Source organism: Nocardioides korecus (assembly GCF_054778395.1).
Window position 1 is genome coordinate 125029 of the sequence record NZ_BAAGZO010000006.1, and the last position, 26776, is coordinate 151804.

37 protein-coding genes are annotated in these 26776 nt (G+C 72.0%); 15 read left to right on the plus strand and 22 right to left on the minus strand.

All coding sequences use genetic code 11. The annotated features are described in order from the left end of the window. The first annotated feature begins 37 nt into the window (after positions 1–37). The 7 genes from ACYVDA_RS13285 to ACYVDA_RS13315 all read left to right on the plus strand — a co-directional run bounded on the left by ACYVDA_RS13285 (position 38) and on the right by ACYVDA_RS13315 (position 3773). Positions 38–811, plus strand: coding sequence for an SOS response-associated peptidase (locus tag ACYVDA_RS13285; protein WP_460818862.1), 774 nt, complete (start codon positions 38–40; stop codon positions 809–811). A gap of 3 nt (positions 812–814) precedes the next feature. Beyond that, on the plus strand, positions 815–1456 hold the full coding sequence (locus tag ACYVDA_RS13290) for an alpha/beta hydrolase family protein (protein ID WP_460818863.1): 642 nt from the start codon (positions 815–817) through the stop codon (positions 1454–1456). Positions 1457–1566: 110 nt separating this feature from the next. After that, the gene (locus tag ACYVDA_RS13295; RefSeq protein WP_460818864.1) at positions 1567–2259 is read left to right on the plus strand and encodes a sigma-70 family RNA polymerase sigma factor; all 693 of its coding nucleotides are present in this window, start codon (positions 1567–1569) and stop codon (positions 2257–2259) included. Continuing rightward, on the plus strand, positions 2256–2519 hold the full coding sequence (gene rsrA / locus ACYVDA_RS13300) for a mycothiol system anti-sigma-R factor (protein ID WP_460818865.1): 264 nt from the start codon (positions 2256–2258) through the stop codon (positions 2517–2519). The genes ACYVDA_RS13295 and rsrA overlap by 4 nt, the downstream gene beginning before the upstream one ends. A 129-nt stretch (positions 2520–2648) precedes the next feature. Further along, on the plus strand, positions 2649–2723 hold the full coding sequence (locus ACYVDA_RS13305) for a 50S ribosomal protein bL37 (protein ID WP_371863162.1): 75 nt from the start codon (positions 2649–2651) through the stop codon (positions 2721–2723). A 157-nt stretch (positions 2724–2880) separates the two neighbouring features. Further along, positions 2881–3375: a DUF6882 domain-containing protein gene (locus ACYVDA_RS13310; RefSeq protein ID WP_460818866.1), complete on the plus strand. Its 495-nt coding sequence runs from the start codon at positions 2881–2883 to the stop codon at positions 3373–3375. Then, positions 3372–3773, plus strand: coding sequence for a thioesterase family protein (locus ACYVDA_RS13315; RefSeq protein WP_460818867.1), 402 nt, complete (start codon positions 3372–3374; stop codon positions 3771–3773). The genes ACYVDA_RS13310 and ACYVDA_RS13315 overlap by 4 nt, the downstream gene beginning before the upstream one ends. On the opposite strand, the gene ACYVDA_RS13320 is transcribed toward ACYVDA_RS13315, so the two are convergent. After that, positions 3760–4266 (minus strand): GNAT family N-acetyltransferase, encoded by a 507-nt coding sequence (locus ACYVDA_RS13320; protein WP_460818868.1) that lies wholly within the window; start codon positions 4264–4266, stop codon positions 3760–3762. The genes ACYVDA_RS13315 and ACYVDA_RS13320 overlap by 14 nt on opposite strands. 2 nt (positions 4267–4268) lie before the next feature. Beyond that, positions 4269–5960: an acetolactate synthase gene (locus ACYVDA_RS13325; RefSeq protein ID WP_460818869.1), complete on the minus strand. Its 1692-nt coding sequence runs from the start codon at positions 5958–5960 to the stop codon at positions 4269–4271. 69 nt (positions 5961–6029) lie between these two features. Here ACYVDA_RS13325 and ACYVDA_RS13330 point away from each other — a divergent pair, with 69 nt between their 5' ends. Next, positions 6030–7499, plus strand: a complete 1470-nt coding sequence (locus ACYVDA_RS13330; RefSeq protein WP_460818870.1) for a sensor histidine kinase — start codon at positions 6030–6032, stop codon at positions 7497–7499. 18 nt (positions 7500–7517) lie between these two features. Here the strand turns inward: ACYVDA_RS13330 and ACYVDA_RS13335 are convergent, their stop codons facing one another. Next, positions 7518–7769: a WhiB family transcriptional regulator gene (locus ACYVDA_RS13335; RefSeq protein WP_460818871.1), complete on the minus strand. Its 252-nt coding sequence runs from the start codon at positions 7767–7769 to the stop codon at positions 7518–7520. Between the two features lie 209 nt (positions 7770–7978). Here ACYVDA_RS13335 and ACYVDA_RS13340 point away from each other — a divergent pair, with 209 nt between their 5' ends. Beyond that, positions 7979–8437, plus strand: a complete 459-nt coding sequence (locus ACYVDA_RS13340; protein ID WP_460818872.1) for a hypothetical protein — start codon at positions 7979–7981, stop codon at positions 8435–8437. 30 nt (positions 8438–8467) lie between these two features. Here ACYVDA_RS13340 and ACYVDA_RS13345 read toward each other — a convergent pair whose 3' ends face one another. Beyond that, entirely contained in the window at positions 8468–9280 is an 813-nt protein-coding gene (locus tag ACYVDA_RS13345) for an RNA polymerase sigma factor SigF (protein ID WP_460818873.1), read from the minus strand. Position 9281: 1 nt separating this feature from the next. Continuing rightward, a complete protein-coding gene (locus tag ACYVDA_RS13350) occupies positions 9282–9665 on the minus strand; it encodes an ATP-binding protein (RefSeq protein ID WP_460818874.1) in 384 nt (127 codons plus the stop codon). A 326-nt stretch (positions 9666–9991) separates the two neighbouring features. Here ACYVDA_RS13350 and ACYVDA_RS13355 point away from each other — a divergent pair, with 326 nt between their 5' ends. From ACYVDA_RS13355 to ACYVDA_RS13370, 4 genes are all read left to right on the plus strand, one after another. Next, the gene (locus ACYVDA_RS13355) at positions 9992–10243 is read left to right on the plus strand and encodes a hypothetical protein (RefSeq protein WP_460818875.1); all 252 of its coding nucleotides are present in this window, start codon (positions 9992–9994) and stop codon (positions 10241–10243) included. Beyond that, a complete protein-coding gene (locus tag ACYVDA_RS13360; RefSeq protein WP_460818876.1) occupies positions 10240–10443 on the plus strand; it encodes a helix-turn-helix domain-containing protein in 204 nt (67 codons plus the stop codon). Before ACYVDA_RS13355 ends, ACYVDA_RS13360 begins: the two co-directional genes overlap by 4 nt. A 249-nt stretch (positions 10444–10692) precedes the next feature. After that, the gene (locus tag ACYVDA_RS13365; protein ID WP_460818877.1) at positions 10693–11013 is read left to right on the plus strand and encodes a hypothetical protein; all 321 of its coding nucleotides are present in this window, start codon (positions 10693–10695) and stop codon (positions 11011–11013) included. Positions 11014–11022: 9 nt separating this feature from the next. Continuing rightward, on the plus strand, positions 11023–11190 hold the full coding sequence (locus ACYVDA_RS13370; RefSeq protein ID WP_460818878.1) for a DUF4236 domain-containing protein: 168 nt from the start codon (positions 11023–11025) through the stop codon (positions 11188–11190). On the opposite strand, the gene ACYVDA_RS13375 is transcribed toward ACYVDA_RS13370, so the two are convergent. From ACYVDA_RS13375 to ACYVDA_RS13455, 17 genes are all read right to left on the minus strand, one after another. After that, on the minus strand, positions 11187–11366 hold the full coding sequence (locus tag ACYVDA_RS13375; RefSeq protein WP_460818879.1) for a hypothetical protein: 180 nt from the start codon (positions 11364–11366) through the stop codon (positions 11187–11189). The two genes, ACYVDA_RS13370 and ACYVDA_RS13375, sit on opposite strands and share 4 nt — an antisense overlap. Before the next feature lie 41 nt (positions 11367–11407). After that, positions 11408–12253, minus strand: a complete 846-nt coding sequence (locus ACYVDA_RS13380) for a hypothetical protein (RefSeq protein WP_460818880.1) — start codon at positions 12251–12253, stop codon at positions 11408–11410. An 11-nt stretch (positions 12254–12264) separates the two neighbouring features. After that, on the minus strand, positions 12265–14379 hold the full coding sequence (locus ACYVDA_RS13385) for a hypothetical protein (protein WP_460818881.1): 2115 nt from the start codon (positions 14377–14379) through the stop codon (positions 12265–12267). Then, on the minus strand, positions 14376–16187 hold the full coding sequence (locus ACYVDA_RS13390; RefSeq protein ID WP_460818882.1) for a phage tail family protein: 1812 nt from the start codon (positions 16185–16187) through the stop codon (positions 14376–14378). Before ACYVDA_RS13390 ends, ACYVDA_RS13385 begins: the two co-directional genes overlap by 4 nt. A 98-nt stretch (positions 16188–16285) precedes the next feature. Next, the gene (locus tag ACYVDA_RS13395; protein WP_460818883.1) at positions 16286–16717 is read right to left on the minus strand and encodes a hypothetical protein; all 432 of its coding nucleotides are present in this window, start codon (positions 16715–16717) and stop codon (positions 16286–16288) included. Next, the gene (locus tag ACYVDA_RS13400) at positions 16714–17103 is read right to left on the minus strand and encodes a hypothetical protein (protein ID WP_460818884.1); all 390 of its coding nucleotides are present in this window, start codon (positions 17101–17103) and stop codon (positions 16714–16716) included. The genes ACYVDA_RS13395 and ACYVDA_RS13400 overlap by 4 nt, the downstream gene beginning before the upstream one ends. A 3-nt stretch (positions 17104–17106) precedes the next feature. Further along, entirely contained in the window at positions 17107–17526 is a 420-nt protein-coding gene (locus ACYVDA_RS13405; protein ID WP_460818885.1) for a hypothetical protein, read from the minus strand. 2 nt (positions 17527–17528) lie between these two features. Then, positions 17529–17870, minus strand: coding sequence for a hypothetical protein (locus tag ACYVDA_RS13410; protein WP_460818886.1), 342 nt, complete (start codon positions 17868–17870; stop codon positions 17529–17531). Next, positions 17867–18223, minus strand: coding sequence for a hypothetical protein (locus ACYVDA_RS13415; RefSeq protein ID WP_460818887.1), 357 nt, complete (start codon positions 18221–18223; stop codon positions 17867–17869). Before ACYVDA_RS13415 ends, ACYVDA_RS13410 begins: the two co-directional genes overlap by 4 nt. Next, complete coding sequence (locus ACYVDA_RS13420; protein ID WP_460818888.1) at positions 18220–18384, minus strand: hypothetical protein; 165 nt, start codon at positions 18382–18384, stop codon at positions 18220–18222. The genes ACYVDA_RS13415 and ACYVDA_RS13420 overlap by 4 nt, the downstream gene beginning before the upstream one ends. Beyond that, positions 18381–18635, minus strand: a complete 255-nt coding sequence (locus ACYVDA_RS13425) for a hypothetical protein (RefSeq protein WP_460818889.1) — start codon at positions 18633–18635, stop codon at positions 18381–18383. The genes ACYVDA_RS13420 and ACYVDA_RS13425 overlap by 4 nt, the downstream gene beginning before the upstream one ends. After that, positions 18635–21505: a phage portal protein gene (locus tag ACYVDA_RS13430; RefSeq protein ID WP_460818890.1), complete on the minus strand. Its 2871-nt coding sequence runs from the start codon at positions 21503–21505 to the stop codon at positions 18635–18637. The genes ACYVDA_RS13425 and ACYVDA_RS13430 overlap by 1 nt, the downstream gene beginning before the upstream one ends. Before the next feature lie 68 nt (positions 21506–21573). After that, positions 21574–23442, minus strand: coding sequence for an HNH endonuclease (locus tag ACYVDA_RS13435; protein WP_460818891.1), 1869 nt, complete (start codon positions 23440–23442; stop codon positions 21574–21576). Continuing rightward, positions 23439–23759, minus strand: a complete 321-nt coding sequence (locus tag ACYVDA_RS13440; protein WP_460818892.1) for a hypothetical protein — start codon at positions 23757–23759, stop codon at positions 23439–23441. The genes ACYVDA_RS13435 and ACYVDA_RS13440 overlap by 4 nt, the downstream gene beginning before the upstream one ends. Positions 23760–23761: 2 nt before the next feature. Next, a complete protein-coding gene (locus ACYVDA_RS13445) occupies positions 23762–24064 on the minus strand; it encodes a hypothetical protein (RefSeq protein WP_460818893.1) in 303 nt (100 codons plus the stop codon). Further along, complete coding sequence (locus ACYVDA_RS13450) at positions 24061–24900, minus strand: hypothetical protein (RefSeq protein ID WP_460818894.1); 840 nt, start codon at positions 24898–24900, stop codon at positions 24061–24063. The genes ACYVDA_RS13445 and ACYVDA_RS13450 overlap by 4 nt, the downstream gene beginning before the upstream one ends. 1 nt (position 24901) lies before the next feature. Further along, on the minus strand, positions 24902–25090 hold the full coding sequence (locus ACYVDA_RS13455) for a helix-turn-helix transcriptional regulator (protein WP_460818895.1): 189 nt from the start codon (positions 25088–25090) through the stop codon (positions 24902–24904). A 107-nt stretch (positions 25091–25197) separates the two neighbouring features. Between ACYVDA_RS13455 and ACYVDA_RS13460 the strand changes: the two genes are divergently transcribed. Together ACYVDA_RS13460 and ACYVDA_RS13465 are read left to right on the plus strand one after the other, a co-directional pair. Further along, positions 25198–25671 carry a helix-turn-helix domain-containing protein gene (locus ACYVDA_RS13460; RefSeq protein WP_460818896.1) on the plus strand — a complete coding sequence of 158 codons (474 nt, stop codon included), beginning with the start codon at positions 25198–25200 and terminating at the stop codon, positions 25669–25671. A gap of 3 nt (positions 25672–25674) precedes the next feature. Further along, positions 25675–26760, plus strand: a complete 1086-nt coding sequence (locus ACYVDA_RS13465) for a tyrosine-type recombinase/integrase (protein ID WP_460818897.1) — start codon at positions 25675–25677, stop codon at positions 26758–26760. Positions 26761–26776 lie beyond the last annotated feature (16 nt).

A 26776-nucleotide genomic window follows, 5' to 3' on the forward strand; every position in this document is an offset into this window, starting at 1 on the left:
TCGGGAGACGCACGGGGGACGCACTAGCCTGAGCCGCATGTGCGGTCGCTACGCCTCCAGTCGGCAGCCCGAGGACCTGGTGGAGGAGTTCGAGATCCTCCGTGGTCCCCAGGGCCCCGACCTCCCGCGGCTCGACCCGGACTGGAACGTGGCCCCCACCAAGCCGGTGTACGCCGTCGTGGAGCGCCCGCCCCGGGCGGACCCGGACGGGGCGGGGGAGCCGACGGCCCCCGAGCGTCAGCTGCGGGTCCTGACCTGGGGGCTGGTGCCGTCGTGGGCCAAGGACCCCTCGATCGGCAGCCGGATGATCAACGCCCGGATGGAGACGGTCGCGGAGAAGCCGGCCTACCGCCGCGCCTTCGAGCGTCGCCGTGCCCTGCTGCCCGCCGACGGCTACTACGAGTGGTACCCCACCCAGGAGCTCACCCGCGCCGGCAAGCCCCGCAAGCAGCCCTACTACATCGCCCCCGCCGACGGCGGCGTCCTGGCGATGGCCGGGCTCTACGAGATCTGGCGCGACCCGGACCGGGCCGAGGACGACCCGGACCGCTTCCGCTGGACCTGCACGGTGCTCACCACGACCGCGGAGGACTCGCTGGGCCACATCCACGAGCGGATGCCGCTGATGCTCACCCCCGACCGGTACGACGCGTGGCTGGACCCCCGGGTGCACGACCGCGACACCCTGCTGGGGCTGCTCGAGCCCGCCGCCCCCGGCCGGCTTGAGGCACGGCCGGTCTCCACGCTGGTCTCCAACGTCCGCAACAACGGTCCCGAGCTGGTGGCGCCGATCGCCCTCGAGGAGGGCTGAGGGGTGGTCAGCACGCGGCTCGTCCCCACCCCGCGGGGCGATGCCCGGGTCGTCGTACGCCGTGCGAGCCGACCGATCGCCACCCTGGTGCTGACCCACGGGGCCGGGGGCGGGATCGACGCGCCGGACCTGGTCCGGCTGGCCCGCTCGCTGCCGCAGCAGGACATCTCCACGACCCTGGTGGAGATGCCCTGGCGCGTGGCCGGGGGCCGGCTGGCGCCGCGACCCGCGGTCATCGACGAGTGCTTCGTGGCCGTCATGGACTCGATGCGCACGCGCACCCCGCTGGTCGTGGGTGGTCGCAGCGCCGGGGCGCGCTCGGCCTGCCGGATCGCCCGCGGCGTCGGTGCGGTCGGCGTCCTGGCCCTGGCCTTCCCGCTGCACCCGCCCGGCAAGCCCGAGCGGTCCCGCCTGGAGGAGCTGCACCGGGCCCGCGTGCGGACCCTGGTCGTCCAGGGCGAGCGGGACCCCTTCGGGACGCCCGAGGAGTTCCCGGACGACCTCGACCTGGCCGTCGTGCCGGGTGCCGACCACGGGATGAAGGTGCTGAGGTCGGGGCCGGTCACGCAGGAGGAGGCGCTGGCCGTCGTGCTCGAGGCGACGCTGGAGTGGATCGTGCGCGACGTGGCGGGGAATCGAACCTGACCTGCCCGTGTTCACCTCCACGTCACCGTCACGACGAGCAGAGGGGGAGTCCGTTGCTGGACACCATCGAGCGACCACAGGTCGCCCACGAGTCGCTACTCTGGGACACGATGAGTGACCCCACAAGCTCCGACACCGCACCGCTCAGCCCCCTCGACGACCTGCGTGCCGCCGAGGACGGGATCGACCCCGCCACGATCGACCCGGCCACCGAGTCCGACGCCGAGCGCCAGCTGCGCTTCGAGCGCGACGCGATGCCGTTCCTGGACCAGCTCTACTCCGCCGCGATGCGGATGACGCGCAACCCGGCCGACGCCGAGGACCTCGTCCAGGAGACGTTCGCGAAGGCCTACGGGTCCTTCCACCAGTTCCGTCCGGGCACCAACCTCAAGGCGTGGCTCTACCGGATCCTGACCAACACCTTCATCAACACCTACCGCAAGAAGCAGCGGCAGCCGCAGCAGTCGATGGCCGAGGACGTCGAGGACTGGCAGCTCGCCCGGGCCGAGTCCCACTCCTCCGCCGGCCTGAAGTCGGCCGAGACCGAGGCGCTGGAGCACCTCCCCGACTCCGACGTGAAGGACGCGCTGCAGCGCCTGCCCGAGGACTTCCGGCTGGCCGTCTACCTCGCCGACGTCGAGGGCTTCCCGTACAAGGAGATCGCCGAGATCATGGAGACGCCCATCGGCACCGTGATGTCGCGTCTGCACCGCGGTCGGCGCCAGCTGCGCGAGATGCTCGCCGACTACGTCCGCGACAACGACCTGATCTCCAGCTCGGCGACCAAGGGGGTCACCCGATGAGCGCGCAGGAGCCCACCGACTGCTCCGAGGTCCTCGGACGCGTCTTCTTCTTCCTCGACAACGAGCTGGACAAGGCCGACTGCGCCGAGATCCAGCAGCACCTCGACGACTGCGGGCCGTGCCTGGCGCGCTACGACCTCGAGCGCACCGTCAAGACGCTGGTCGCCCGGTCCTGCACCGAGGTGGCCCCCGAGGGACTGCGCCAGCGCGTGATGTTCTCGCTGCACCAGGCGCAGGTCCAGATCACCCGCCACGACTGAGCCGGGCTCCCCACCAGGGCCACCACGGCGTCGTACCGCACCGGATTCGTCAGAGGTGCGGGGGACCTGAGAGGATGGTCGGCGGTCCCGGGTGAGACGTCCGGGACACCGAGCCACAGGAGGACCACCATGGGCAAGACCGGACGCAAGCGCCGCGCTCGCAAGAAGAAGGCAGCCAACCACGGCAAGCGCCCCAACGCCTGAGCACCGCTCGGGCCCGGGTGCCTCCCCACGTGGGGCACCTGTCGTCGAGGCCTCGGACCACCGGTCGTAGCCGGGTCCGGGGCTTCTGCGCGTCCGGGGCCCGTCCCGAGGGCCGTCCGGGACGCCGTTGCTGGGGCCCGGGTGTTTGGATGACCCCATGGACAACGACCTCGCCGACCTGCTGATGCAGGGGCAGGACCACATCGCCGAGAGCACCCGCGCCCACGCCGAGCGGTGGGGCCTGGGGTCCGCCGACCGGTGGAGCCTGGACCAGCGCGAGGGCCGGGTGGTGTGGACCTTCGCGGACCGCGTGGTCTCCGCCCCCGCCCAGATCCTCGGCTCCTGGAGCAGCAAGGCCGGCAGCTTCGTGTGGGCCTGGGACAACGCCACCATCCTGGAGGAGATGAGCCGCACCGCCGAGCGCGTGCGGGCCTTCGGCACCGAGCACGACGTGGTCGCGCTGACCACCTCCCCCTTGGAGGTCGGCGAGGAGCAGGTCCGCGACCTCGTCGCCCTGGCCTTCGCCATCGGCGGGTGCACCGGCCTCTACCACCCCTACGACGGCCGCCTGGCGACGTACGTCGTCTTCGGCGAGGTCACGATCGAGCCCGCCGGGGGAGACGTCGAGAAGTTCGACGTGCTGCTCCCGTGAGCCCCCGCGGCCAGCTGCAGGTGGGCCTGGAGGCCCGCGAGGAGCGCGTGGTGACGCCCGAGGACACCGCGGAGGCCCTGGGGTCCGGCTCGCTGCCGGTGCTGGCCACGCCGCGACTGCTGGCGTGGTGCGAGGCCGCGACCTGCGCGGCCCTCGCGCCCGTGCTCGACGACAGCGAGACCAGCGTCGGCACCCGGGTCTCCCTCGAGCACACCGCGCCCACGCCGGTGGGCGGACGCGTGGCCGTGTCGGCCGGGGTCGTGCACGTCGACGGCCGGCTGGTGCGGTTCTCCGTCGCCGTCCGCGAGGCCCCCGCCGGCCGCCTGCTGGCCAGCGGCGAGGTCACCCGGGTGGTGGTGGACGCCGCCCGCTTCCTGGCCCGCGTCAGCCCGGCGTGAGCTCGAGCCGGTAGGCGATCAGCCGGGTGCCCGCCACGGGGCTCCAGTCGCGCCCGGGCACCCGGGTGAACCCCAGGGACTCGTAGAGCCGGTGCGCCGCGTGCATCTCGGGCAGGCTGGAGAGCACCGCGGCCTCGAGGCCCTCGCGTCGCCAGCGGGCCAGCACGTGGCCCACCAGGACCCGGCCGACGCCGCGCCCCTGCTCCCCGGGATCGACGGCCAGCATCCGCATCTCGCCCTCGCCGTCCTCGGCGATCTCGCGCCAGGGCGACCCCGGCGGGCAGGTGGTCACCGAGCCCACCACGACCGAGGACCCCGGGCCGTCGCGCTCGTCGGCGGCCACCCACAGCGTGGCCTCGCGCGCCCGTGCCTCGGCGTCGCGCAGGCGTTCGAGGTAGGGGTCGCGCGGACCCACCAGGAAGTCGGCGTACGCCGCCGCGGTGATCTCGCCGACGCGCTCGAGGTCCGAGCGCCGTGCCAGCCGGACGTCCACGCTCAGATCCCGAACGTGGCGCGCGGGTAGGCGGCGTCGACGTCGGTGATCACGTTGACCAGGTAGGGCACCCCGGAGGCGAAGGCGCGGTCCAGCGCCTCGCCGATCCGTCGCGGGTCGGTCACGGTCTCCCCGGCGCCGCCCAGGGCGCGCACCACCTCGTCGTACCTCGTCGCGGGGGCCAGGTCGGCGGCGACGTCGTAGCCGTAGAGCATCTGCATCGGGGCCTTCTCCAGCCCCCAGGCCGAGTTGTTGCCGCACACCATGACGACCGGCAGGTCGTGGCGCACCAGGGTGTCGACGTCCATCAGCGACATCCCGGCGGCGCCGTCGCCGTACAGCAGCACCACCTGGGCCGAGGGCCGGGCGATCCGGGCCGCGATCGCCGCGCCGAGACCGGCACCGAGGCAGCCGTAGGGGCCTGGGTCGAGCCAGCCGCCGGGGCGCTTCGGCTCGACGTACTTGCCGGCGAAGGACACGAAGTCGCCGCCGTCGCCGATCACGACCGCGTCGTCGGCCAGCCGCGGGACCAGCTCGCCGTAGATGCGGGCCGGGTGGATCGGGTCGGCCTCGGCGGCGAGGAGGCCGGCGTCCCGCTCGGTCGCCGCCCGCACCGTGTCCTGGAGGGTGGTCACCCAGGAGGCCCAGTCGGGTCGGCGCGGCAGCCGTCCGACGGCCTCGCACAGGCCGTCGAGCGCCATCCCCAGGTCACCGCTGACGCGCGCGGCGAGCTCGGCGTGCCGGGACAGCTGGCCGGGGGAGTCCGCGACGTGGGCGACCCGGGCGGCCGGGGTGGGGGGCGCGCCGTCGACGGACTTCCCGCCGAAGACGCCGTACCCGAGCCGGAAGTCCAGCGGGGTGCCCACGACGACCACCAGGTCGGCGCCCGCGAAGGCGGCGCTGCGGGCCTTGGTCACCAGCAGCGGGTGCCCGCCGGGCACCACGCCCCGGCCCATGCCGTTGGTGATCGCGGGCAGGCCCAGCTCCTCGACCAGGCGCAGCGCGGCCTCCTCCGCGCCGTCGGCCCACACGTCGGTGCCGAGGACCAGCACGGGCCGGCGGCTGGTCCCCAGCAGCTCGGCCAGCGCGGCGACCGCCTCGCCGTCGGGCTCGACCCGGCTCCGGGGACCCGTGGTGGGCCGGGTGACGGTGGAGGAGGCGAAGAAGGCGTCCATCGGCACGTCGACGAAGACGGGGCCGCGGTGGGAGGACCCGGCGAGCGTGAAGGCCTCGTGGACGCCGTCCGCGACCTCCTCGGCGTGGTGGATCGTGCGGGCCGACTTGGTCACGGTGCTGAGGATCGGCGGCTGGTCGAGCTCCTGGAGCGACCCCGACCCCCAGCGCTCGGCCGGGGCGCGGCCGCCGACCACGACCAGGGGCGAGCCGCTGAACTGCGCCTGGGTCACGGCGCTGACCCCGTTGGTGACGCCCGGACCGGCGGTGAGGACGGCCAGGCCGGGCACCCGGGTGAGACCGGTCGCCTCGGCGGCGAACGCGGCCGTCTGCTCGTGGCGCACGTCGAGGATCCGCATCGGCGGATCGGCGTGCACCGCTCCGTCGTACATCGGGAACACGTGGGCGCCCGACAGCGTGAACATGGTCTCCACCCCGTGCGCCCGGGCCACCTCGACCGCGTGCCGGCCGGAGTGGGCCTCGGTGGGGGCGGCGCTCTGGCTCGGGTCCTCGGAGGTCATGGCCGTCAGGCTAGCCCGGTGCACGGGCCGAGGCGGGTCGTCGCCGGGGTGACACCTAGGGTGGTCCGCGTGCCGTCGCTGGGGGCCCTGGCCCGCACCCACACCGACCTCTCCGCCGCCGACGTGGAGTGGCTGGCGATGCTGGTCGCGGACTGGCAGATCGTGGCCGACCTCAGCTTCGCCGACCTGGTGCTCTGGCTGCCGGCACGCGACGGCTCCGGCTACTGGGCGGGCGCCCAGATCCGCCCGACCACCGGCCCCACCGCCTTCGTCGACGACATCGTCGGCTCCTTCCTCGGCGCCGGCCGTCGGCCACTGCTCGACGTCGCCCTGCGCGAGGGCCGGATCGCCCGCGAGGGCGACCCGGAGTGGCGCGACGACGTGCCCGTGCGCGTCGAGGCGATCCCGGTGCGCCGGGGCGACCACCTGGTGGCGGTGGTGGCTCGCAACACCAACCTCCAGGGGGTGCGGACGCCCAGCCGGCTGGAGCTGTCCTACCTCGCCTCGGCCACGGAGCTGTCGCAGATGATCGCCCGGGGCGCCTTCCCGTTCGCGGGGCAGCGCTCGGAGCACGCCGACACCCCGCGGGTGGGCGACGGCTTCATCCGCGTCGACGCCGAGGGCCTGGTGACCTACGCCAGCCCCAACGCGCTGTCGGTCTTCCGCAAGCTCGGGCTCACCGGCGACCTCGCGGGCCGGTCCCTGGCCGGGACGACGCGGGACCTGGTCCCAGCCGACCTGCGCCCCGACGAGGAGACCATCGGCGCCGTGCTGGGGGCGCAGGCGCCGCGCGACACCGAGCTCGGCAACGCCCAGGCCAGCGTGATCGTGCGGGCGATCCCGCTGCGTCCGACCGGGGAGCGGACGGGCGGGCTGGTGCTCCTCCGCGACGTCACCGACCTGCGCCGCCGCGACCGCGAGCTGGTCACCAAGGACGCGACCATCCGGGAGATCCACCACCGGGTCAAGAACAACCTCCAGACGGTCGCCGCGCTGCTGCGGCTCCAGGCGCGGCGCATCGGGTCACCCGAGGGCCGCACCGCCCTGGAGGAGGCCGTACGCCGCGTGGGCGCGATCGCGGTCGTCCACGAGACCCTGAGCCTCGCCCAGGATCCGGCGGTCGACTTCGACGACGTCGCCGACCGGTTGACCCGCCTGGTCAGCGACATCGGCTCGGTGGGGGCCCGGGTGCGCACGACCCGCACGGGCAGCGTCGGGCCGATCCCCTCGGAGCTGGCGACGCCGTTGGCGATGGTGTTCACCGAGCTGGTCCAGAACGCCGTCGAGCACGCCTTCGCGCCCGAGTCGGGAGGCCGGCTCGTGGTGGACGGCTCGCGCACGCCCGAGCGGCTGCGCCTGGTGGTGGAGGACGACGGCCGGGGTCTCCCGCCGGGGTTCACCGTCGAGGGGTCGGCCAGCCTGGGGCTCTCGATCGTGACCACGCTGGTCGGGGAGATCGGCGGCACCATCGACTTCGGGCCGCGTCAGGACGGCCCCGGCACCCGGGTCGCGGTGGACGTGCCGCTCGGGGGCGGCTGATCGCGCGGCGCGAGCCGCTCAGGCGGTGCGCACGCGGGCACGGGCGTTGCGACGCTTCAGAGCGCGACGCTCGTCCTCGCTGAGTCCACCCCACACGCCGTGGTCCTGCCCGGCCTCGAGAGCCCAGGCGAGGCACTGCTCGCGCACCTCGCAGCGACGGCAGACCTGCTTGGCCTCCTCGATCTGCATGATCGCGGGGCCGGTGTTGCCGATGGGGAAGAACAGTTCCGGGTCCTCGTCGAGGCACGCGGAACGATGGCGCCAATCCATGGGTGGGGGAACCCTCCAGCATCTCGTGAACGTGTTCACTAGTAGTGACCCGCTCACCTGGTGTGTCAGTGGCGGGGAAACGTCGTGCGGGCACACTCGCATGGGTGGCGGTGCACGGCCCAGCGTCGATCGTCGCAACAGCCCATCGCGATGACAACCCCCACCCTAGGTCGCCTTGGTCACAGGCGCCCGAGGAATAGGCTCGGCTGGTGCCATCACACCACGACACACCTGACGGGGACCCGGGCGACGAGTCCGATCGGGCCGACGACCCGACCACGCGGTCGCCGTACTCCCCCCACGGCACGCCGGCCCCGCTCTCGGCCGCGGCCGGTCTGACCTTCGTGCAGGGGCTGCTGGCGCTGCTCTACGGCATCGGCGAGGTGGCCAACCTCAGCTCCGGCCGGCTGACCATGGGGCTGACGACGGCCGCGTTCCTCCTGGCCGCGGGAGCGGCGCTCCTCTTCTGCGCGTGGGGGCTGCACGGCGTGCGGCCGTGGGCGCGTGGGCCCGTGCTGCTGGCCCAGCTGATGCTGCTGGGCCTGGCCTGGAACTTCCGCTCGGGGTCGACGCTGGTGGTGGCCGTGGTGCTGGCGGTCTCCGCCGCGGTGGTCCTGGCGGGCCTGCTGCACCCCCGCTCGATCGACGCCCTCGAGCGCGCCGACTGACCTGACGGGGCCCGACCTGATCCGACCGGCTCAGCCGACCTCGCTCATCGAGGTGCGCAGCTGGTCCAGGGTGCGGCTCAGGAGCCGCGACACGTGCATCTGGGAGACGCCGATCTCGTCGGCGATCTGCGACTGGGTCATGCCGCGGAAGAACCGCAGCACGAGGATCCGGCGCTCCCGGGTGGGCAGGCCCTCGATCAGCGGCCGCACGGACTCGCGGATCTCGACGTGCGCCAGTGCCTCGTCGTCCTCGCCGAGGTGGTCCAGCATGCTCGGGCCCACCCCGTCGGAGTCGTCGCTGGCGTCCAGCGACAGCGTGGAGTAGGCGTTGGCGGACTCCAGGCCCTCCATCACCTCCTCGACCTCGATCCCGAGACGGTCGGCGAGCTCGCGCGGGGTCGGGGAGCGGCCCAGGTCCTGGGACATCTCGGCGGTCGCGGACCCCAGGGCCATCCGCAGCTCCTGGAGGCGTCGCGGGACGCGGATCGCCCAGCCCTTGTCGCGGAAGTAGCGCTTGATCTCGCCCAGGATCGTCGGGGTGGCGTACGTCGAGAACTCCACCCCCCGCTGCGGGTCGAACCGGTCCACGGACTTGATCAGCCCGATGGTGCCGACCTGCACGAGGTCCTCGAGCGGCTCACCGCGGTTGCGGAAGCGACGCGCGCAGTGGTCCACCAGCGGCAGGTGCAGCCGCACCAGCTCCTCCCGGGCGTCGGCGCGCCGGGCGTCGGTGGTCGCCGACCTCCCCAGCTCGTCGAAGAGCCGGTGGCTCTGCTCGCGGACGTCGAGCTGGGCGCCGGTCGGAGGACGGCGCCGGTGGTCGCCGTCGCCAGGGCCGTCCACGTCACGCCGCGATGCTGGAGCGCACGGTGAAGGAGACGACGCGACGGGGGCCGTCGGTGCCGGTGGTGACGTCGGCCGTCAGCGCGGTCAGGACCTGCCAGCCGAAGCTGTCGGTGCCCGATGACGGGGCGGAGGCGACCTCCTCGGCGGAGATGCTGACCCGGATGGACCCGTCGCCCAGGTCGAACCCGGCCAGCAGGTCGGTGTCGGGGACCGCGTCCTCCAGGACCAGGGCGCACGCCTCGCCGACCGCCATCCGCAGGTCCTCGATGTCGTCGAGGGTGAAGTCCAGTCGCGCCGCCAGGCCGGCCGTGGTCATCCGCAGCACCGCGACGTACGCGGTCTCGGCGGGCAGACGGAGCTCGACGTCGGGTCGGCGACTCACAGCGGCATCCTCACGAGGGGGAGTGGGGTGCTGCCGAGACTAGTGGGAGGAGGTCGGGTCCGCTCGCGTTCGGTCCAGACGGGGCCGGTCCGGGAACGGTCGAGCCCCCGCCCTCCCGGGGGAGGACGGGGGCTCGTCGCCGAGGCGCGGTCAGGCCTTCTTGGTCTCCTAGGAGGCCCGCATGGCCCGTTGTGGGCCATGCCGCCGAATGTGCCCCGCTGACCTGCGCGTCTGTGTTCGTTGTGCGCCGCCATTGTCCGTTCTCGATGGTCTTCTTGCGGACCGGGTGCGGACTTCACCGCGCCCCAGGAGCAGGGAGCAGAGCCATGAGTGACCGGAGGCAGATCGCGAAGATCGCGGCGAACGCCCGGTGGGCGCGGGAGACGGACAGGTCGGCGGCGACGCAGGCCGCGCGGGACGGGATGACGCGCCGGTTCGAGCGGGAGGTCGACCCCGACGGGGCCCTCGCCCCGGACGAGCGGGCCAGGCGGGTCGAGAACGCGCGCAGTGCCTTCTACCAGCGGATCGCGCTGAAGTCGGCCCAGGCGCGTCGACGCAAGGCCGGTGAGGGCTCGTGACCCGGCTGCTGTCCATCACCAGCGCAGCGGAGCAGCTCGACTGCTCACGCGGCCACATCTACGGCTTGATCGCGGTCGGCAAGTTGACCGCGGTCGAGATCCGCGCCAAGGGCGCTCGCACCAAGACGAGGGTGCGGGCTGACGAGCTCGAGGCGTTCATCGAGGCGAACAGCCGGCGGGCGGGTGGGCCGTTGGTGTAGCCGAGCGTCGTGGCGGGACGCGTCCCGCGTCGCACACCAGGTCCAGGTGGAGGTGCAACTCCGCCAGGACGTGAAGAAGCCCCCAGAGGTGCAACTCTGAGGGCCAGGTCCCCGAAGGGGAAAGCAATGTCTGAGACAGAAGGTACTACCCCTGCGCCCGAGAGCGCTACCCCCGAGCCGCGTCGCTGCACTCGTCAGCCGTGCGACTCGTCCCGCAAGCGCCGCAACCACCGGCCCGACGACCAGGGCGTGGTGACCCACCGGGTGGGCGTCGGCCACGGCGTCGACATCTCGGCCCCGGACGGGCCGCTGGAGTACGCGTGGAGCATCGACGCGGTCGCGAAGGACGACGACCGGTGGATCGTGCGTCTGCGGCTCGACAACCTGTACGTCGACCTTGGCCCGCAAGACGCCCAGGAGTTCGCCCGGGCGGCGATGCAGGGCGCGGCGTGGGCGGGTGAGTTCCGTGAGGACGACTTGAAGCGGCGCGTCCGTGACCTCGAGGGGCGGCTCGACCACTGGCTGGACGTGGTGAACGAGCTCGATGACACCGGGGAGGAGCAGGCCTAGCCTGCGGTCATGGGTCTCTCGTTCTCGCGTCGCTACCGGCTGGGCCGTGGCCTCGGCCTCAACCTGTCGAAGTCGGGTGTGTCGGTGTCGAAGCGGCGTGGGCGCGTGAGTGTGAGTTCCCGCGGTCGGGGCAGTGTTCGCCTCGGCCGCGGGATCTCGTGGCGGTTCAAGCTTTAGGGCGACTCGAGGACCCGCCGCTGGCGCGGGTCGTTCGTGCGGCAGTTTGGGTTGTCGCAGACGCGGACCTCGTACTGCGGCGTCGTGGCGGCGCCTTGCCGGCGGGGTCCGTCGCGCTTCTCGATGTGCACGGTGGACTGGCACGCCTGGCAGGGGTCGCTGGCTGAGAGGGTCATGCCCAACACGGTCCCACGTGCCTCTGGCACGTCCTAGGGCGTCAGGCCACGTCGTCTTCGGAGGCGAGCACCCTGGCGGCGCTGGCCTCGGCCCGGTAGCGGCGCGCGCGCTCCCGTCCAGTGATCCGGTCGCATTCGCGGCACCCCCACTTGCTGGCGCCGCCCTTCCCGCGCTGGTAGCCGTGTTCGTCCCGAGCGTGACCGCGCTTGCACTGGGTGACCGGGTCCACCACCGGCGGCGCTAGCTCGGGCTGGCCGTTGAACCACACCTCCACCATCAGCTTTCTGGCGCGGGCCACGCGACCGCTGTAGGTGGTGGCCGAGAGTCCTAGAGCATCGGCGGCGGCTTCGCGGTCGTTGTCGAACGCGGCCAGGGTCGCGATCGCGTCGTACTGGTCGGCGGTGAGGACTGCGAGTGCCTCGCGGAGCAGGAAGCGGTTGCAGATCTGGCTCACGAAGTCGGCGTCGGACTCGCGGTACTTCGGGCGCCGGCTGGGCAGGGTGTAGGCCGGGGGCTCGCTCCCCCAGTAGCGGACGAAGTTCGGCGCCGTGCCGACGGCCCCGCCTCGGGGTCGGCCGTGGTGGTGACCAGCTGCGTTGAGGGCCTCGTCGATGCCGTGGATGCCGGCGAAGAGCAGGTCGCGGAAGATCACGCCGCCGGTGCGGTTGCACTGCTGCTCGTCCCAGCCGCAGCCGCACTCGTAGAGGTGGACGGCGATGCCGTGCCAGGCGCTGTTGTAGCGCTCCTCGTCCTCGAGCAGCCCGCAGGAGAAGACGTGCTTGCTGACCGCGATGCGGGCCGCGCGCTCGACGTCGGCCAGCGTGAAGCCGTGCGTGAGAGTTGCGGTCTGAGCGATGCTGAGCGGCTGCTCGGCGACGAGTTCCATTCGATGTCCTCTCAGAGCACGAGGCGGGTGGGTGAGGCGACGACGAGGGAGCACGACCAGCGCGCCCCCTTGCTGGTGGCGGTGATGGTGTGGTCGACCTCGACGACGCGGACGAAGTCGGCGATGGGCCAGGTGACGTCGACCAGGTCCCAGACGTCGCGGAACGCGTGGCGGGCGACGTCGAGGGTCGTGCGGATCGGGATGACCAGCTCCCCGACGTGGGTCTCGGGTGTGCTGTTCCGCGAGAGCAGGTAGTTGGTGAAGGTGCTCAGGTTCGACTTCGTCGAGGCCCAGCCGACGGTGGGCACGGTCGCTGCGGCGGGCCCGTACTGGGCGACCGAGGAGGCGCTGACATAGGGGCCGTGGGTCTCCGAGGTGGAGCCAGTGCCGTCGGTGGCGCTGTAGATGGTGTCGATCGTGAGCTGGTTGAAGTTGTCGCCGTCGCCGTTAGAGAGCGGGGCGGAGTTGAGGTCGGCCTGGCCCAGCCGTACGTCGCGGTAGACGTAGAGCTCGGTGGAGGCGACGTTGATGGTCTCCCCGGCTCCGGCGGCGTTGAAGATCATGTGCTCGAGCTCGACGGTGACCGCCCGGGCGGGGACGTCGACCTGTCGGTCGCCGTAGCCGAGGTAGGTCGTGGCGCTGTAGCCGGCGGTGTTGGCCAGGGTGGGCGCGGCGACCTTGGCGCCGTCGGAGTCGCGGAACACGGCGTTGGTGAGGATCTGCCGCCCGACCGGGGCGCTGACCAGGCGGATGGAGAACGCCGCGTTGAGGCGCTGTCCGGGGCGCACGGCGACCGGTGCGGTGCGGGCGCAGTTGATCCCCGCCGCAGTGGTGGTGATCTGCAGGGCGTGGTCGTTGACCGTCAGGGTGTCGGTGACGTAGGCGAGGCCGGCCGCGGAGTAGGTCTGGCCGCTGGGCGGCATCGGGGTGAGGTCGACGGGGTTGGGCTCCCAGTCGTCGATCCCGGTGTCGAGGTTGGGGTCCTCGAGCAGCGCGCGGCGGCCGGTGCGGTCGGTGTCGTTGAACCACACCTGCGCGACGGCGTACCGGTCGATCCAGGCGGCCACGTAGAAGGTCGGGTCGGTGGAGTAGTAGCTGTTCCGGACGCGGCGGGTGTGGTCAAGGACGCTGGTGTCGGCCGGCGCGTTGTAGCTGCGAGAGGCGGCCGGCGCGGCGACCTGGCCGTTGTTGCCGTCGACGACCCACGGGACCCCGGCGCCCTCGAACAGGGCGGGCAGGTTCGCCACGTCGTAGTAGCCGCGGGCCCGGGTGCGGGCCGCCCACTTCGCGGTGTCGTCGACGGCCGAGAGGGTGATGCGGGTGCCGCGGGGGTCGTTGGACGCCTTCAGGACGGGGTCGTAGTCGGCGCTGGGGCGCTGCGCGGTCCCGATCCACACGGTGTCCCAGTCGCCGCCGGCGTCGACCGCAGAGAGCCGCACACGTCGCCCGGAGCGCAGCGCGGTGGAGGTGGCCGGGTCGAGGGTGTTGTCGAAGATGGTGGCCACGAGCTCGCCGGCGTCGAGGTCGCCGCGGTGGGTGGTGATCTTCGACGTCGTCGGCGTGACGTCGCGCCAGAAGGTGACGTCGTTGAACGGCGGGTTGCTGGTGACCGCGGCCGCAGTCGCACCGACGGCGACCATGATCCGGGTGAACCGCATGTAGTAGCCCTTGGGCGGCATCGTGCCGGCGGTGTTCTTGTAGAGGTTCCACTGGAACCGCACGAAGGCGGCGTCAGACGGCGCCTGGGCGGCCGGGCGTGCCAGTCGGGTGGCCGAGGCTCCGACGCGGGCGGCGGCGGCCGGCTGAGTGGCGCAGTCGCTGCCGTCGGCCTTCTGGAACTGCAGGCGCGCGGCGTACACCCCGCGCACGACCGGGGCCTCGTAGCTGGCGCTGGCCCACTGGCCGGGGACGATCGGGATCAGCTCGGTGTAGCCGTAGGTGTTCACGCCGCCGTTGGTGCGCAGCTCGAGCAGCCGGCCCGGCACGGCGTTGATCGATACCCCGGCCGGCGGGGTGATCCACCCGGACCCGCCGTACTCACCGGAGGGGTTGGCGACCTGGTTGGTCAGGATGCCGGCTGGCGGGTCGGTAGAGACCTCGAGCTTGACGCTGTCGAGGCCGATCACAGCTTGCCGCCGGCGGACCGGTACTCGCGGATGTCGATCGTCGCCTGCTTGCCGCGCTGCACGGCCGTCATCTGCTCGGCGGTGAACCGGATGGACAGAGTCCGGTCCTCGCGCTGCAGGGCGGTGTACGCGCCGGCAGCGTCGAGCTGCAGCGTCGCGGTCGGCTTGGCGGTGAAGCCGCTGATGTCCTGGGTGAGGTTCTGCAGCTGGCGGCGCAGCGCCGGGGTCTGGACGTCGAACCCGTCCATGAGGGACTGGATGATCGAGATACCCGCCGGGGTCAGGAGCCGCCGGTCGACCGACGGCGGGCCCTTGTGGGCTCGGATGTAGCCGGTGAGGTTGCCCAGGACGCTGGCGACCTTCCCGAACATCGCGGTGAACCCGTTGATCAGGCCCTGGATGACGGCCTTGCCCGCGCCGTACAGGATCGACCCGGCCGACCCCAGGGCGCCTCGGATCCGGCCCGGGATGCCCGCGATGTAGCTGAGGGCGCGGCCGACGGTGCGGACCACGGCGACCTGGAACCGGACGAACGCGGCGACGCCACGGGCGATGGCGCCGACGACGCGGGCGAGCACGGCGATGATGCGGACGTTCATCGCGACCATCCGCACGATGGCCGGCACCACGCGGGAGAAGATGAACCCGGCGAACCGGATCAGCGGCGGAAGCACCCGGCCGGCGACGGCGGCGGCGAACACCAGGAACTTGGCCGCGGCCTTCGCGACCTGGGTGACGATCCGCTGCACGGTCGGGGCGACCCGGATCAGGGTCGGGAGCACCCGGGTCTGGAACGTGGTGACGAGCTGCCGCACGATGGGCAGCAGGTTGACCGCGACCCGCTGGTAGAACCGCACGACCGCCGGGACCAGCGTGCCGACCAGGAACGCGCCGACCCGGCCGAAGATGCCGGCCAGGGTGGCGAAGATCGACTGGCCCCTCCCGGCCGAGGTGAACAGGGCCCCGAACCGGGCGACCGCCGGCTGGATGTTGGTCCACAGCTGAGTGATGGCCGGGATCATCCGGTCGGCGACGAATGCCGCGAGCTTGGTCAGCACCGGGAGCAGCGCGGCCCCGATCTTGGCCTTCATGTCGTCCCACTTCGCACCCAGCACCTGCTGCTGGTGGGCGAGGGTGTCGGACTCCTTGCCGAACGCGCCCTGGGTCTGGGCGGCCTGCTTCATGATGATGTCGGTCGCCGCGGCCTGGGTGGCCTGCTTCAGCGCGGCGCCGGTGAGCTTGTCCTGGCCCTTAGCCGCGAGTCGGGCGGTGATGTCCGACTGCTTCATGCTGATGCCGTAGCGCTCGAGCGGGTCGAACTCGCCCTTGTACGCCGACCCCAGCGCTTCGACGGCGTCCTTGGTGGTGCCGCCGAACGTCGCGGACAGGTCGGCCGCGGTGCCGATCATGCTCTTGGTCTTCGACGCGAGCTGGTCGGTGGAGACGCCCTGGCCCTTGAACAGCGACCCGATCAGGTTGGCGTTCTCGCGGTACTGGTTGGCCGAGAGCCCGAACTGCGTGGCGGCCTGGTTCGAGGTCTTGATGACGGTGCCGGCGTACTTCCCGAAGACCGTCTCGGTGGCCCCGATCGACTGCTGGGCGTCCGAGGCCGACTGCACGGCCACCGACCCGAACTTCACCGCCGCGGCGGCACCGAGCGCGAGACCGCCGGCGACTGCGACGCCGGCCCCGCGAGCGAAGCCGCCGAGCTTGCCGAAGCGGGACTGCCCGGTGTCGGCGACGTCGTTGAACTCGCGCTTGGCCTGGGAGGCGTTGGCGAGGACCGCGATGCGGATCGGGCCGGCCATGGTGGGCTCCTAGCGGCGGTTGGCAAGTTGGACGATCGCGTTCTTCTGCTGTCGGGTGAGCTGCTGGATCTCGTCCGGGGACAGGTGGGTGAGGAGGATCAGTGCGGCGAGCTGCTCGGCGTCACGCTGGGCAGCGAGGCGTCTTTTCCCGCGGGCGTCACCGGCTCGTCGGGCATCGGCTCGTCCTCGTGGCCGACGAACATCTCGTCGCACTGGGTGAGCGTCAGCGTCATCGCGGCGTCGTACGCCTCCCGGTCGGACTGGCCCTGGCGCTTGAACAGCACGAAGGCGCAGGCGCGGAGCATGAAGGTGCCCTCGAGCTCGCCGACGGGGGTCCCGAACGCCTTCTTCACGGCCAGCTCGTCGAAGCCGTTGAGGGACCCGACGACCTCCTCGACGTCGTAGCCCTCGCGCGCGACCGCGGTGGCGGCCTCGGCCGGGGTCTGGGCCGGCTGCGGCGCATCGCCGAGGGTGGGCGGGTACGACGGCGCAGCGTCGCCGCCGGGGTAGTAGTGCGGTGCCTGGCTCATGCGAGTCCTCGCTTCTGGATCTGGGCGTTGATGTTCTGCTCGAGCAGCTCGACGGCCTTGGGCCGCATCTCGTCGTCGGCCTTCTGCATGAACCCGGCCGCGGCGATGCCCCGGGAGGGCCAGCCGTAGTTGATGGGCCCGGCGTACGGGACAGCTGCGCGGCCGGCGGCGACCACGGCCTTGGACTGGGCTCGGTTGCCCCGCACGGACGCTGCGAGGCGCCCCGAGCGGCGCGGGACGTGCCGGCTGACCGCCTTGGCGCCCTCGTCTGCGATCGCGGAGAAGGCGTCCTTGAGGTCGTCGACGTCGAGCCCAAGGGCCTTGAGGTCACGGACGAGCTGCGTGAGCCCGGTGACCTTGAACCCGACGCGGGTGCCGGCGGCCATCGGTCAGGCCGTGACGCGGGTCGGCTTGGCGGTCAGGTCCCACTTGCAGTCGAAGGTCATCCGCGCCGACGTGGACTTGTCCTGCTCGCCGCCGAGGAAGTCGCCGTCGGGCTCGGAGACGACCGCGTTGAAGTTGAACCACGGCGTGGTGGGGCTGGCCGCGGCCCCGCCGTAGGGCTTCAGGACGCACGCGACGGTGGTGCCGGGCGCGGTGAAGACCTTGTCCCACAGGGTCCCGGTGACGAGGTCCTGGACCGCGGTGAACTCCAGCTGGTAGTCGCGACCGCCACCGGCCGCGGCGTCGGCGAAGGTCTGGAAGTCCGCGTCGGACTCCTTGGAGGTGATCACCGCCTTGGACACCTGGGCGGTGTAGTCGGTGGCGCCGATGGTGATGATGAGCGAACGAGTGCCGAGTCCGGCCATAGCTAGTTCTCCTCGCGGGAGCCGTTGATGAAGACGCACGGCAGGGCGCCGACGTCGGTGATGCTGAGCCGCTGTGGCACGACCTCGCGGACGGTCATGTGCGGCTCGAGGGCCTCGAGGAGGCCCGGGAGCTTCGCCTCGAGGTACTGCTCGGCCTCGGCCAGGTCCTGCGGGAGGACCACGACGACGTTCCAGGTGCGGACGCCGCCGAACCGGTCGGGGTAGTCGATGCGGTCGAGGCGGATGAACGCCGACCCGGCCTCGGTGGTCTGTCGGTAGAACGGGGTCGCGGTGACCCCGTCGACGGTGGACGCCGCGGCGGCGAGCTCGTCACGGACGCTCATCCGACGACCAGCTTCCGGTAGGGCGCCTCGAGGCGGCGTACCTCCGGGTCGATCGACCCGATGCGGGTGCCGCCGGTCTCGTCCATCTGCACCCCGAGGGGCACGTTGCGCATCGCCAGGTTCCGCTTCACCCGGCGGTACAAGGCCTCGGCGAGGTCCGAGCTGTACGGCGTGATGCGGCACTTGACGCCCTGGGCGATGATCTCCGCGTCGTACGCCGACTGGATCTTCGCCACCGAGCCCTCGAGCTCGTCGTCCGTGGCTCGGGGCAGGCCGAGGTACTCCACGACGTCCTCGACCGGCGGGACGCCGTCGGGGAGCGTGATGGTGTTCGGGACGACGAAGGGGCTCACTCGACCACGACCTCCTGGTCGTCGACGACGAAGGTGCCGGGCTCGTCGAGGACGTAAGACCCACCGGTGACGGTGGAGACGGTCCCGTCGGGGCGGGTCACCTTGCCGCCCTCGGGGACGTCGACGATCGTCCCGACGACCTTGGGCTTCGCGGCGGTCACCGGGACGCCTCCTGGGCCCGCGTGGCGCCCTCCTTGACCGAGAGGCCGTCGACGTCGCGCTTGAGCTTCGTGTGGTCCTCGGCGGGTCCCACGGCGCGACCCTGGGGGTCGGTGCCGGTGTGGGTCGCTGACGGCTTCACGTTGGCGCGGGGCTTCTTCGCCTCGGGGAAGGTCGCCGGCTCCGGGGCGTCGCCCAGCGCGAACGGCGTGGGCGCGTTGCCCCCCAGGTAGCGCTCCTGCGCGGTGCTCATCAGACGTCCGCGGTGGTGTAGTCGATCGGCTTGACGTCGGAGTCCCGCAGGACCGCCGAGGCCGTGTAGCCCCAGATCGCGAGGTCGATCGCGGAGACGCGGTACTCGAAGGTGAACTTCTTCGGGGCCGAGGCCCAGGCCCACACGCTGGAGGGCACGAAGAGGTAAGACTTCGAGGCGTTGGTCGAGCCGAGGGCCCAGGCGGCGCGGCCCTCCTGGGTGCCGATCGCGACCCGGTCGAAGCCGCCGGAGGTCTGGCCCTGGGCGTTGGCCGGGCCGAGGAGCGGGAGGAGCTTGCGCTGGTTGCCGTCGGCCGCGTTGACCAGCGCCTTGAACAGCAGCCCGTCGAGCGCGAGGCGGCTGTAGCGGTTGCCGCCGCGGACGAACTGCAGGTCGACGAAGATGCCGGTCATCAGGTTGACCAGCGCGGCGTCGACGGCCGAGGCGAGGTTGATCTCGGCGGTGGACACGGCCGCGAGCTGGGCGGCGATCTTGGCCTCGACGGCCTCGTAGTAGCCGTTCTGCATCTCGCCCCAGATGATCTGGTCGGCCTGCGGCGAGCCACCCTGCTCCCAGACCTCGCGGACGATCTCGACCTTGCCGGAGACCGGCGCCGGGGTGACGGTCTGGCTGGTGGCCGAGAACGCGCCGGGGGTGGGCTCGACGCCCTCGGTGTGGGGGCCGACCAGGCCCGAGGCCGAGGCGAACTTCGGGATGGTGAACGGCGTCTTGTTGGTGACGACGCCGGTGGAGACCATCTCCCACAGGGGGCGGGTGAAGGTCAGGTTCGGCACGAACAGGTCGGGCCGGTTCTGGGCCGGGTTGAGGGCGCCGGTGTTGCCGGAGGTGACGGCGAACTGGTGGTTCCAGGCGTCCTCCATGAACGTCTCGAGGCGCTGCCGGGCCTCGGGGTCCTGGTTGTAGCTGCGGAGGTCCTCGGAGAAGGACTCGGCGCCCTCGGTGCCGTCGAAGCGGTAGGGCGAGGGCTCGTTGACCTCGAACTGGCCGACCTGGACCAGGCCGGGGCCGCCCTGCGGGTTGACCAGGCCGGCGAACCCGGCGGTGATCGCGTCGGCGATCGGCTGGGCGTCGAAGGTGGGGCCGGTGTTGGCGGCCTCGAACGCGGCGCGCACGGTGGCGTCGCACTCGGTGACGCCGGCGGCGTGGACGGCTCCACAGAGGGTGCAGGGCATGGTGACTCCTGTTCTGGCGGCGGACGCCGCGACTGCGTGGACCCGGGCGTCGTCGAACGCCGGGGCGGGGGTGAGGCTGATCTCCATCAGCGGCGCCTCGACGGCGTGCTGGATGCCGTCGCGGGTCTGGAACTTCCCGCCGTTCTTGAGCCCGATCGACAGGCCGTCCAGGACGCCGTCCTCGGCGAGCGAGAGGGCCTGGTCGCCCTCGGCGCCGCGGGCGACCTTGAAGGTCGCGACCAGGCCGGCGTCGGTGTCCTCGAGCTTGGTGGCGACGCCGACCGCGCGGGAGGCGTCGTGCTGGACCCAGAGCTTCACGCGGCTGACGTCGGCGTACTGCAGGGTGCCCTTGGAGAACTGCCAGGCCATGCCACCCGAGAGCGCGGCCTTGCCGTAGGGCACCGCGAGACCGCGGATGGTGCGCTCCTCGACGTTGACCTCGAACACCTCGGCGCCGACCGCGTCGAGGCGCACGTCGGGGCCGGTGCTGAAGTTCTGGACGGGGCGGAGGTGCGAGGCAGCCACGGGGGCTCCGTTCTGGTCGACGGTCTGGGCGCCAGGGAGCGCGCGGACGCTCGCGACGGGCACGCCCTCGATCTCGGCGACCCGCTCGGGGGTGATGGCGCCGACGGCGAGGCCTGCGGCGTAGGCCTCGTAGCGGCTCTTCGCGTCGGCGCGAAGCAGGCCGTCGGGGTTGAACTGCGCGGCGTACCCCTGCTGGGTGACGTTGCGCATGGACAGCACGTCCTGGACGGCGACCATGTACGGCGCGAGCGTGAAGTCGATCAGCGCCTTCCGGCGCTCGAAGCCGTTCTGGTAGGTCCGCGAGGTGGTGGAGACGCCGAGGTCCTCGGGGTCCAGGCCGGTCAGGCGGGCGATGTCGAGGACGGCGTGCTGCCGGGCCTCGGCCAGCTGCAGCTTCTCCGGGTCCCAGCCGGCCACGTTGTACTTCAGGGCGTACGGCACGTAGGCGGTCGTGCGGTTGCGGCGCGCCTCGTCCCAGTCGTCGAGCAGCTCCTCGATGACGCCGTCGCCGGCGGGGTCGGCTTGCTCACTCGGCGTGAAGTAGTCGACGGGCGGGACGCCGTCGGCGGCGTTGGCCGCGGCGTGGTCGAGCCGCAGGCACGTTCGGATCGCGAGCGCGCCGGCCGTCAGCAGCCCGGGGTTGGGGCTGTGGAACCGGATCAGGTCCGCGTCTGGGACGGCCTTGCCGTCGACGTAGACCACGCCGTTGGTGACGGTGACCTGGCCGACCTCGAGGCGCTTCACGGCCGTCGGCCAGCCGCGGTAGTCGCGCTCGGCGATCCGCCACCAGGCGACCGCGTCGAACAGGAGGTCTTCGAAGGTCTTGGTCATCGTCACTGACCGCGGCACGTTCGCCTCAGGCTGCTCGAACAGCCGCCACGACTGCTGCCGGCGGTCCGGGCCGAACAGCTCGAGGGGGAGCCCGCCGAGCGTCCCGGCGATCAGGTCACGGGACCGCTTCACGGCCGGGACCTGCAGCGCGCGGGCCCGGTCGATCCTCGGCGCCAGCGCCAGCGAGGAGCTGTAGGACTCCAACCCGACCACGCTGGCGGGGTAGGAGACCTCGTCGACGGCGAACGCCGGACCCGACTGGGAGGAGGAGGCACCAGAGGGGCCAGCAGCGTCCGCCGACGACGAGAGAGCGGCTTCCACAAGCGGGTCTGCCCGACCAAGGAACCACGACTTCAGCACGCCCACAGAGAGAAGCCTGGGCGCCTACCTCAGGCAGAAGCACGCCTTCTGGCCGTCACGATCCGCGGCTTACCGGAACCGGCTAAACGGCTTCGGGAAATAACCCAAACGGCGGCCTTCACGGCGTCGACGCGGCTCCGCGACGTGAGGCGGATCCCGCCCGTCCCGGGCTCCGTCCGGACCCCCAGGACCTGCCCGGAGAGGTGCTCGTCGCCGTCGTGGCGGACCGCGTCCTCGCCGAGGAGCCGCATCAGCTCCGCGACGGCGGCCGACGGCGATTGGGTCATGGGTTGGAGTCGCAGCCCGGCCAGCGCCGGGTCGGTCGCCAGGGACGATCCGACCAGCACGACGCCGCGGTACCCGGTCGCTGACACTGCGGCCGCCGCGGCCTCCAGGGTCGGGTGATCCTGCACCGTCACCGCCGCGCGCGCACCGGACCGCCAGCCCAGCGCGACGCTGATCCCGTCACCGAACCACGACTCGACCGCCACCGACGCCGGCACATCCTCGAGCGGCAGCTCCTCGCGCAGCTCGCCCCACGACTCGGCCGTGACGACCTGCTCGCCCTTGACCTTCTTCCGCGCGACCAGGTCCCAGACGTTCAAGTATTGGCAGGCCCACGCCCCGACCGGATCCGGTTCGGCCAGCGTCGGCTCCGCCTCCTGCGCCTCGGCGAGCGTGGCCGCCATCTGCTCCTTCCGGTCCTGCGACCAGTGCGCCGACGCCGCCTTCCACGTCGCCGGCGACTCGATGTCCGCACCCGGCTCCACACCCCACAGCAGCAGCAGCGTCCGGCCGTCGTCCGAAGCCATCGCCGCCGAGATCCGCCGCTTCATCAGCGGCGTCGCCAGCTGGTGCGACGTGCTGGTCAACGCCACCTGCGACGACTCCCGCTCCAGCGCGGCCGGCTCGAGGTCGTCGGAGATCCGGCTCGGTTCGATGTCCCAGCACTCGTCGGCCAAGCCCAGGTGCACGTCGAACCCGTACGCCGACGTCTTCGCCAGCCACCGGGCGCCGTTCGGGTGGGTGACACCACGGGCGTTGTTGTTCCGCGTCACCGCCCAGCCCTGCGCCTCACACCACGGCCACGCCTGCTCCTGCACCTCCCGCACCACGTCCAGCTTCCGCCCGAAGTGGATGACGGTCTGCCCAGGCTCGAACAGCCGCACGCCGTGCTCGAGCCGCCAGAGGGCGATCGACCGCAGCCGCACGCTCTTCCCGATCCGCCGCGTCCCGGACTCGACGACCGTCCGCCACACCAGCCGACCCGCCGCGTCGTGCTCAAGCTGCCGCAGCATCGCCAGACGCTGCCACCACCGCAGCCGGATCCCCAGCTTCTGCTCGACCCACGCGATGGCCGACGGCTCCACCAGGAACGGCACCCCGCGCCACGCGTGCGTGCACGACTCTGCGGCGAAGCTGCACACCGCGAGCGGGTGCACCTCCGTCATGGCCAGCGGTGGTGACGCATCCCCAGGCACCCGAAGGTACGGAGCGAGCCAGTCAGGCGCCGTGCGGACGTGATGTGCCCACCGGAGCCGCGCGGGCACCGTCCAGCGGTCCTCGACGGCAGGGAGAGAGACGGGAAGGGGCGGGGGCTCCCCGCCGGCCCCCGAACGGGGAAAATCGGACATCCCGACGGATCGGAGCGCGTCTTGCTTCGCCTTCGCGATGACGGCGGCCTGGCCGGTCTTGTCGGAGCAGGCGCGATGCTCGGGTCGCCAGTTGGTGGGGTCGAGGGTGAGCTCGGGGTGTGTGACTCTGGCCAGGGTGTGGCCGACGACCCAGTCGTCGTCGAGGGCGACGGGCTTGCGGCACTGGCCGCAGGGTGCGGGCAGCCACGTGGCCACGATGGCTCGGGCCTCGGTGACCACGCGGCCTGACCAGGTGCTGGTCACTCCGATCGGCAGGCGGGGCAGCAGTGCAGGTCGCGCACCCGCTGGACGGGGTAACGGCCGGTGTAGCGGTCGACCAGGATGTCGGCAGCGATCGGGCTGGTCTGGTGCCTGAAATCCCAACACCAGTCGGTCACGAGGTAGTGGCCGTGTCGGCAGGAGGTGATCTGGCCGCGGCGTACGACGATCGGTTCGTCTAGCGGGCGGCCCTGCCGACGCCACAGCCAGGCGCTGCGGATCCTGTTCCGGAGTCGGCGGGCCGGCCAGACGAGGTGCTCGATGCCTCTCGGACCGCGTCCGGTGCAGGTGCAGATGGTCATGGTCAGGCTCCTGTGCGGTGGGTGGCTGGGCAGCGTGGGTCGGCCGGGTTGTAGCCGGCGAGGATGAGGCATCGTGCGGTGGACGCGGGGTCGAGCCAGCGGACGGTGATGGCTCGGCGGATGGCTTCGCTGATGGAGGACTTCGGGAGGGTGGGGTCGATGCCGCGGTGGAGTTGCTCGGGGGTGAGGGGGCAGTGGCCGTGACGGTTGGCGTGGGCTTCGGCGTAGGCGGCGACGCGCATCCAAAGCGGGAGCTGCGGGTTGGTGATGCGGGTGGTCCAGGAGTCGTCGGGGGCTGTGGTCACGAGGCCTCCAGGTGCCAGGTGTGCCAGATGTGGTCTGGGGGCGCGCCGCAGTCGTTGCAGGTCGTGACGGTCTCGTCGCCGCTGTAGTCGTGAGACATGTGCGCGATGTGACCCTCGGGCAGGCCGCAGGCGGGGCAGATGGTGCCGCGCGGGAAGGGCTCTGGGTAGAGGGCCTCCAGGTCCGGGAAGGCGTCGTAGGGGAAGTCGTGCGGGCGCGGCTTGTCCCCTCCGGGGCCGGTCGTCGACGTAGCTCCAGCGGAGTTGGCGCCCGTGCCCCCTCCCCTCTCGACCCTCCCTTGAGGTCGGGCCGGGTCGGGTCGGGACGGGTCGGACCGGGTCGGGACGGGGCGAGGTGTCTCACCACGTGCGACACCTCGTGTGTCATCAGGTATCTCACCCACTACGCCACGACGTACGACACGTTGTGCGTTACGTGGGTCGGCGTGCCCGCAGTAGCGCGGCGCGGCGCACAGCCGATGATCGCCGGCCTTGTGCATGTCCTGACGCAGCCGGTCTCGTGCGCTCTTCTCGGACTGACGCGCACGCCGCTCGGCGACCACGACCGAGTCCTCCTGGTGGGCCCAGTCGGCCTGCCACGCCTCGCCGTCCTCGTCGTGGACCTCGCTCCAGAGCCCGACGCGGACCAGCTCGTCGATGGCGTCCTTGACCTCGCCGCGGATCCCGAACGTGTAGACCGCCTCGAGCGGTGTGCGGCCGTCGGTGCCTTGTTGGTTGCCCCAGGTGAGCCCGGTGACGTAGAGCCTGAACGCGGCGTCGCTGCAGCGAAGGAGCGACGCCTGCGCGTGGAATCCGTCGTCGAGCTTGGTCCAGGTCACCTCACGCTTCCTGGGCGTCGAGCTCGAACTGCACGTCGATCCAGTGCTGGACGTCGGCCTCGCGGTAGACGATGCGCTTGCCGAACTTGGCGGACCGCGGGCCGGTGCCGGCGGCGCGCCAGTGCCGAAGGGTGGGGACCGGCACGCCGGTCATCTCGGAGACGTCCTCGATGCGGAGGAAGGTTTCCATGGCGGGCTCCTTGCCAAAATGTTGTGCAGTGCTAGTGCTAGAAGCGTACACGCTCACCACCCTGATGACACCTGCCTAGTGTGTGGTTTTGGTGTTACGGTGCCGTTGTGGTTAAGGGCGATCAGGCAATCGGGGCGCGGCTGCGCCAGCTCCGCGAGAAGGCCGGCATGACTCAAGCGCAGGTCTCCGACCGACTGGGCGAGCACGGTCTCGAGGGCATCTACCCGCAGACGATCACCCGTCTCGAGAGCGGTGCCCGGTCGCTGAAGTGGGCCGAGGCCGTGGCGCTGGCTGAGGTGATCGGCTTCGAGCTGGACGCGCTGCTGAGCGAAAGCCACGAGTCGGCCCGCCTGACCAGCTTCGTCCGAGGCGTGGTCACCCACCTCGAGAAGCAAGCCCGTGAACTCGACCTGGCCGCCAGCCACGTGGCCACCACCCGCCGCAACCTGCTCGACACCATCGCCGAGACCCGGTGGGACGGCAGCGAGCTACCCGCCGAGGTGCTCCAACTGGCCCACGACGCGGCCGAGCGCTACTCGGTCGAGGCCGTCATCTCGCGCAACCCGCTCAAGGACCTCTGACTCGTGGCCAGCATCGCGAAGCGTCCGGACGGGCGGTGGCGCGCGCGCTACCGCGACGACGCCGGCCGCGAGCACTCCAGGCACTTCGCGCGGAAGGTCGACGGCCAGCGGTGGCTCGACCAGGTCACCGCCGCTGTCGTCCGCGGTGACTACGTCGACCCGCGCGCCGGCCGGGTCACGGTCGCGGCGTACGCCGCCCAGTGGCAGGCTGTGCAGGTCTCCAGCGAGGGCACGCGCCGCATCGTCGACAACGCGCTGCGCCTCCACCTGCTGCCTGCGCTGGGCGCCGCGTCGATCGCGGGCGTACGGGCGACCGCGGTGCAGGGCTTTGTCCGCGAGCTCGAGGCGAAGGGCTTGTCCGCGGGCTCGGTGCGCAACATCTACGACGTGACGGCTCAGGTGTTCGCGGCCGCGGTCGAGGACCGGGTCATATCGGCAAGCCCGTGCCGGCGGATCCGGCTACCGCGCGGTGACGGCGCCGAGGTGATCCCGCCGACCGTCGAGGAGGTCGCCGCAGTGGCCGACGCGATGGGGGAGCGGTGGCGGGCCGTGGTCGTGCTGCTCGCCGGCTCCGGGCTGAGGATCGGCGAGCTGCGTGGTCTCGAGGTCGGCGACGTCGACTTCCTGCGACGCACGATCCGGGTCGAGCGCCAGCGGACCCAGGCCAACGTGGTGGCCTCGCTGAAGTCGAAGGCGTCGCGCCGGACGGTGCCGGTGGGGCAGGTCGTGCTCGACGAGCTGGCGGGCCACCTAACGGCGTACGGCAGCGGCGACGCGCTGTTCGTCGACGAGTTCGGCGACCCGCTGCACTACAGCCGCTGGAAGCGGCTGCTCGCGGCCGCGACCGAGGAGGCCGGTGTCGACGTCACGGCTCACGGGTTCCGGCACTTCTTCGCCTCGGCGCTGATCGCGGGAGGGGCGTCGGTGAAGCAGGTGCAGACGGTGCTCGGGCACGCGTCCGCGGTGATCACGCTGCGGACCTACGCCCACCTGTGGCCGGGTGACGAGGACCGCACCCGGAGCGTGATGGACGCCGCTCTCAGTCCGCTTGCGGACTCTCTGCGGACTGAGGCGGCGTCCGATGCGTGAATATGCAGGTCAGGGA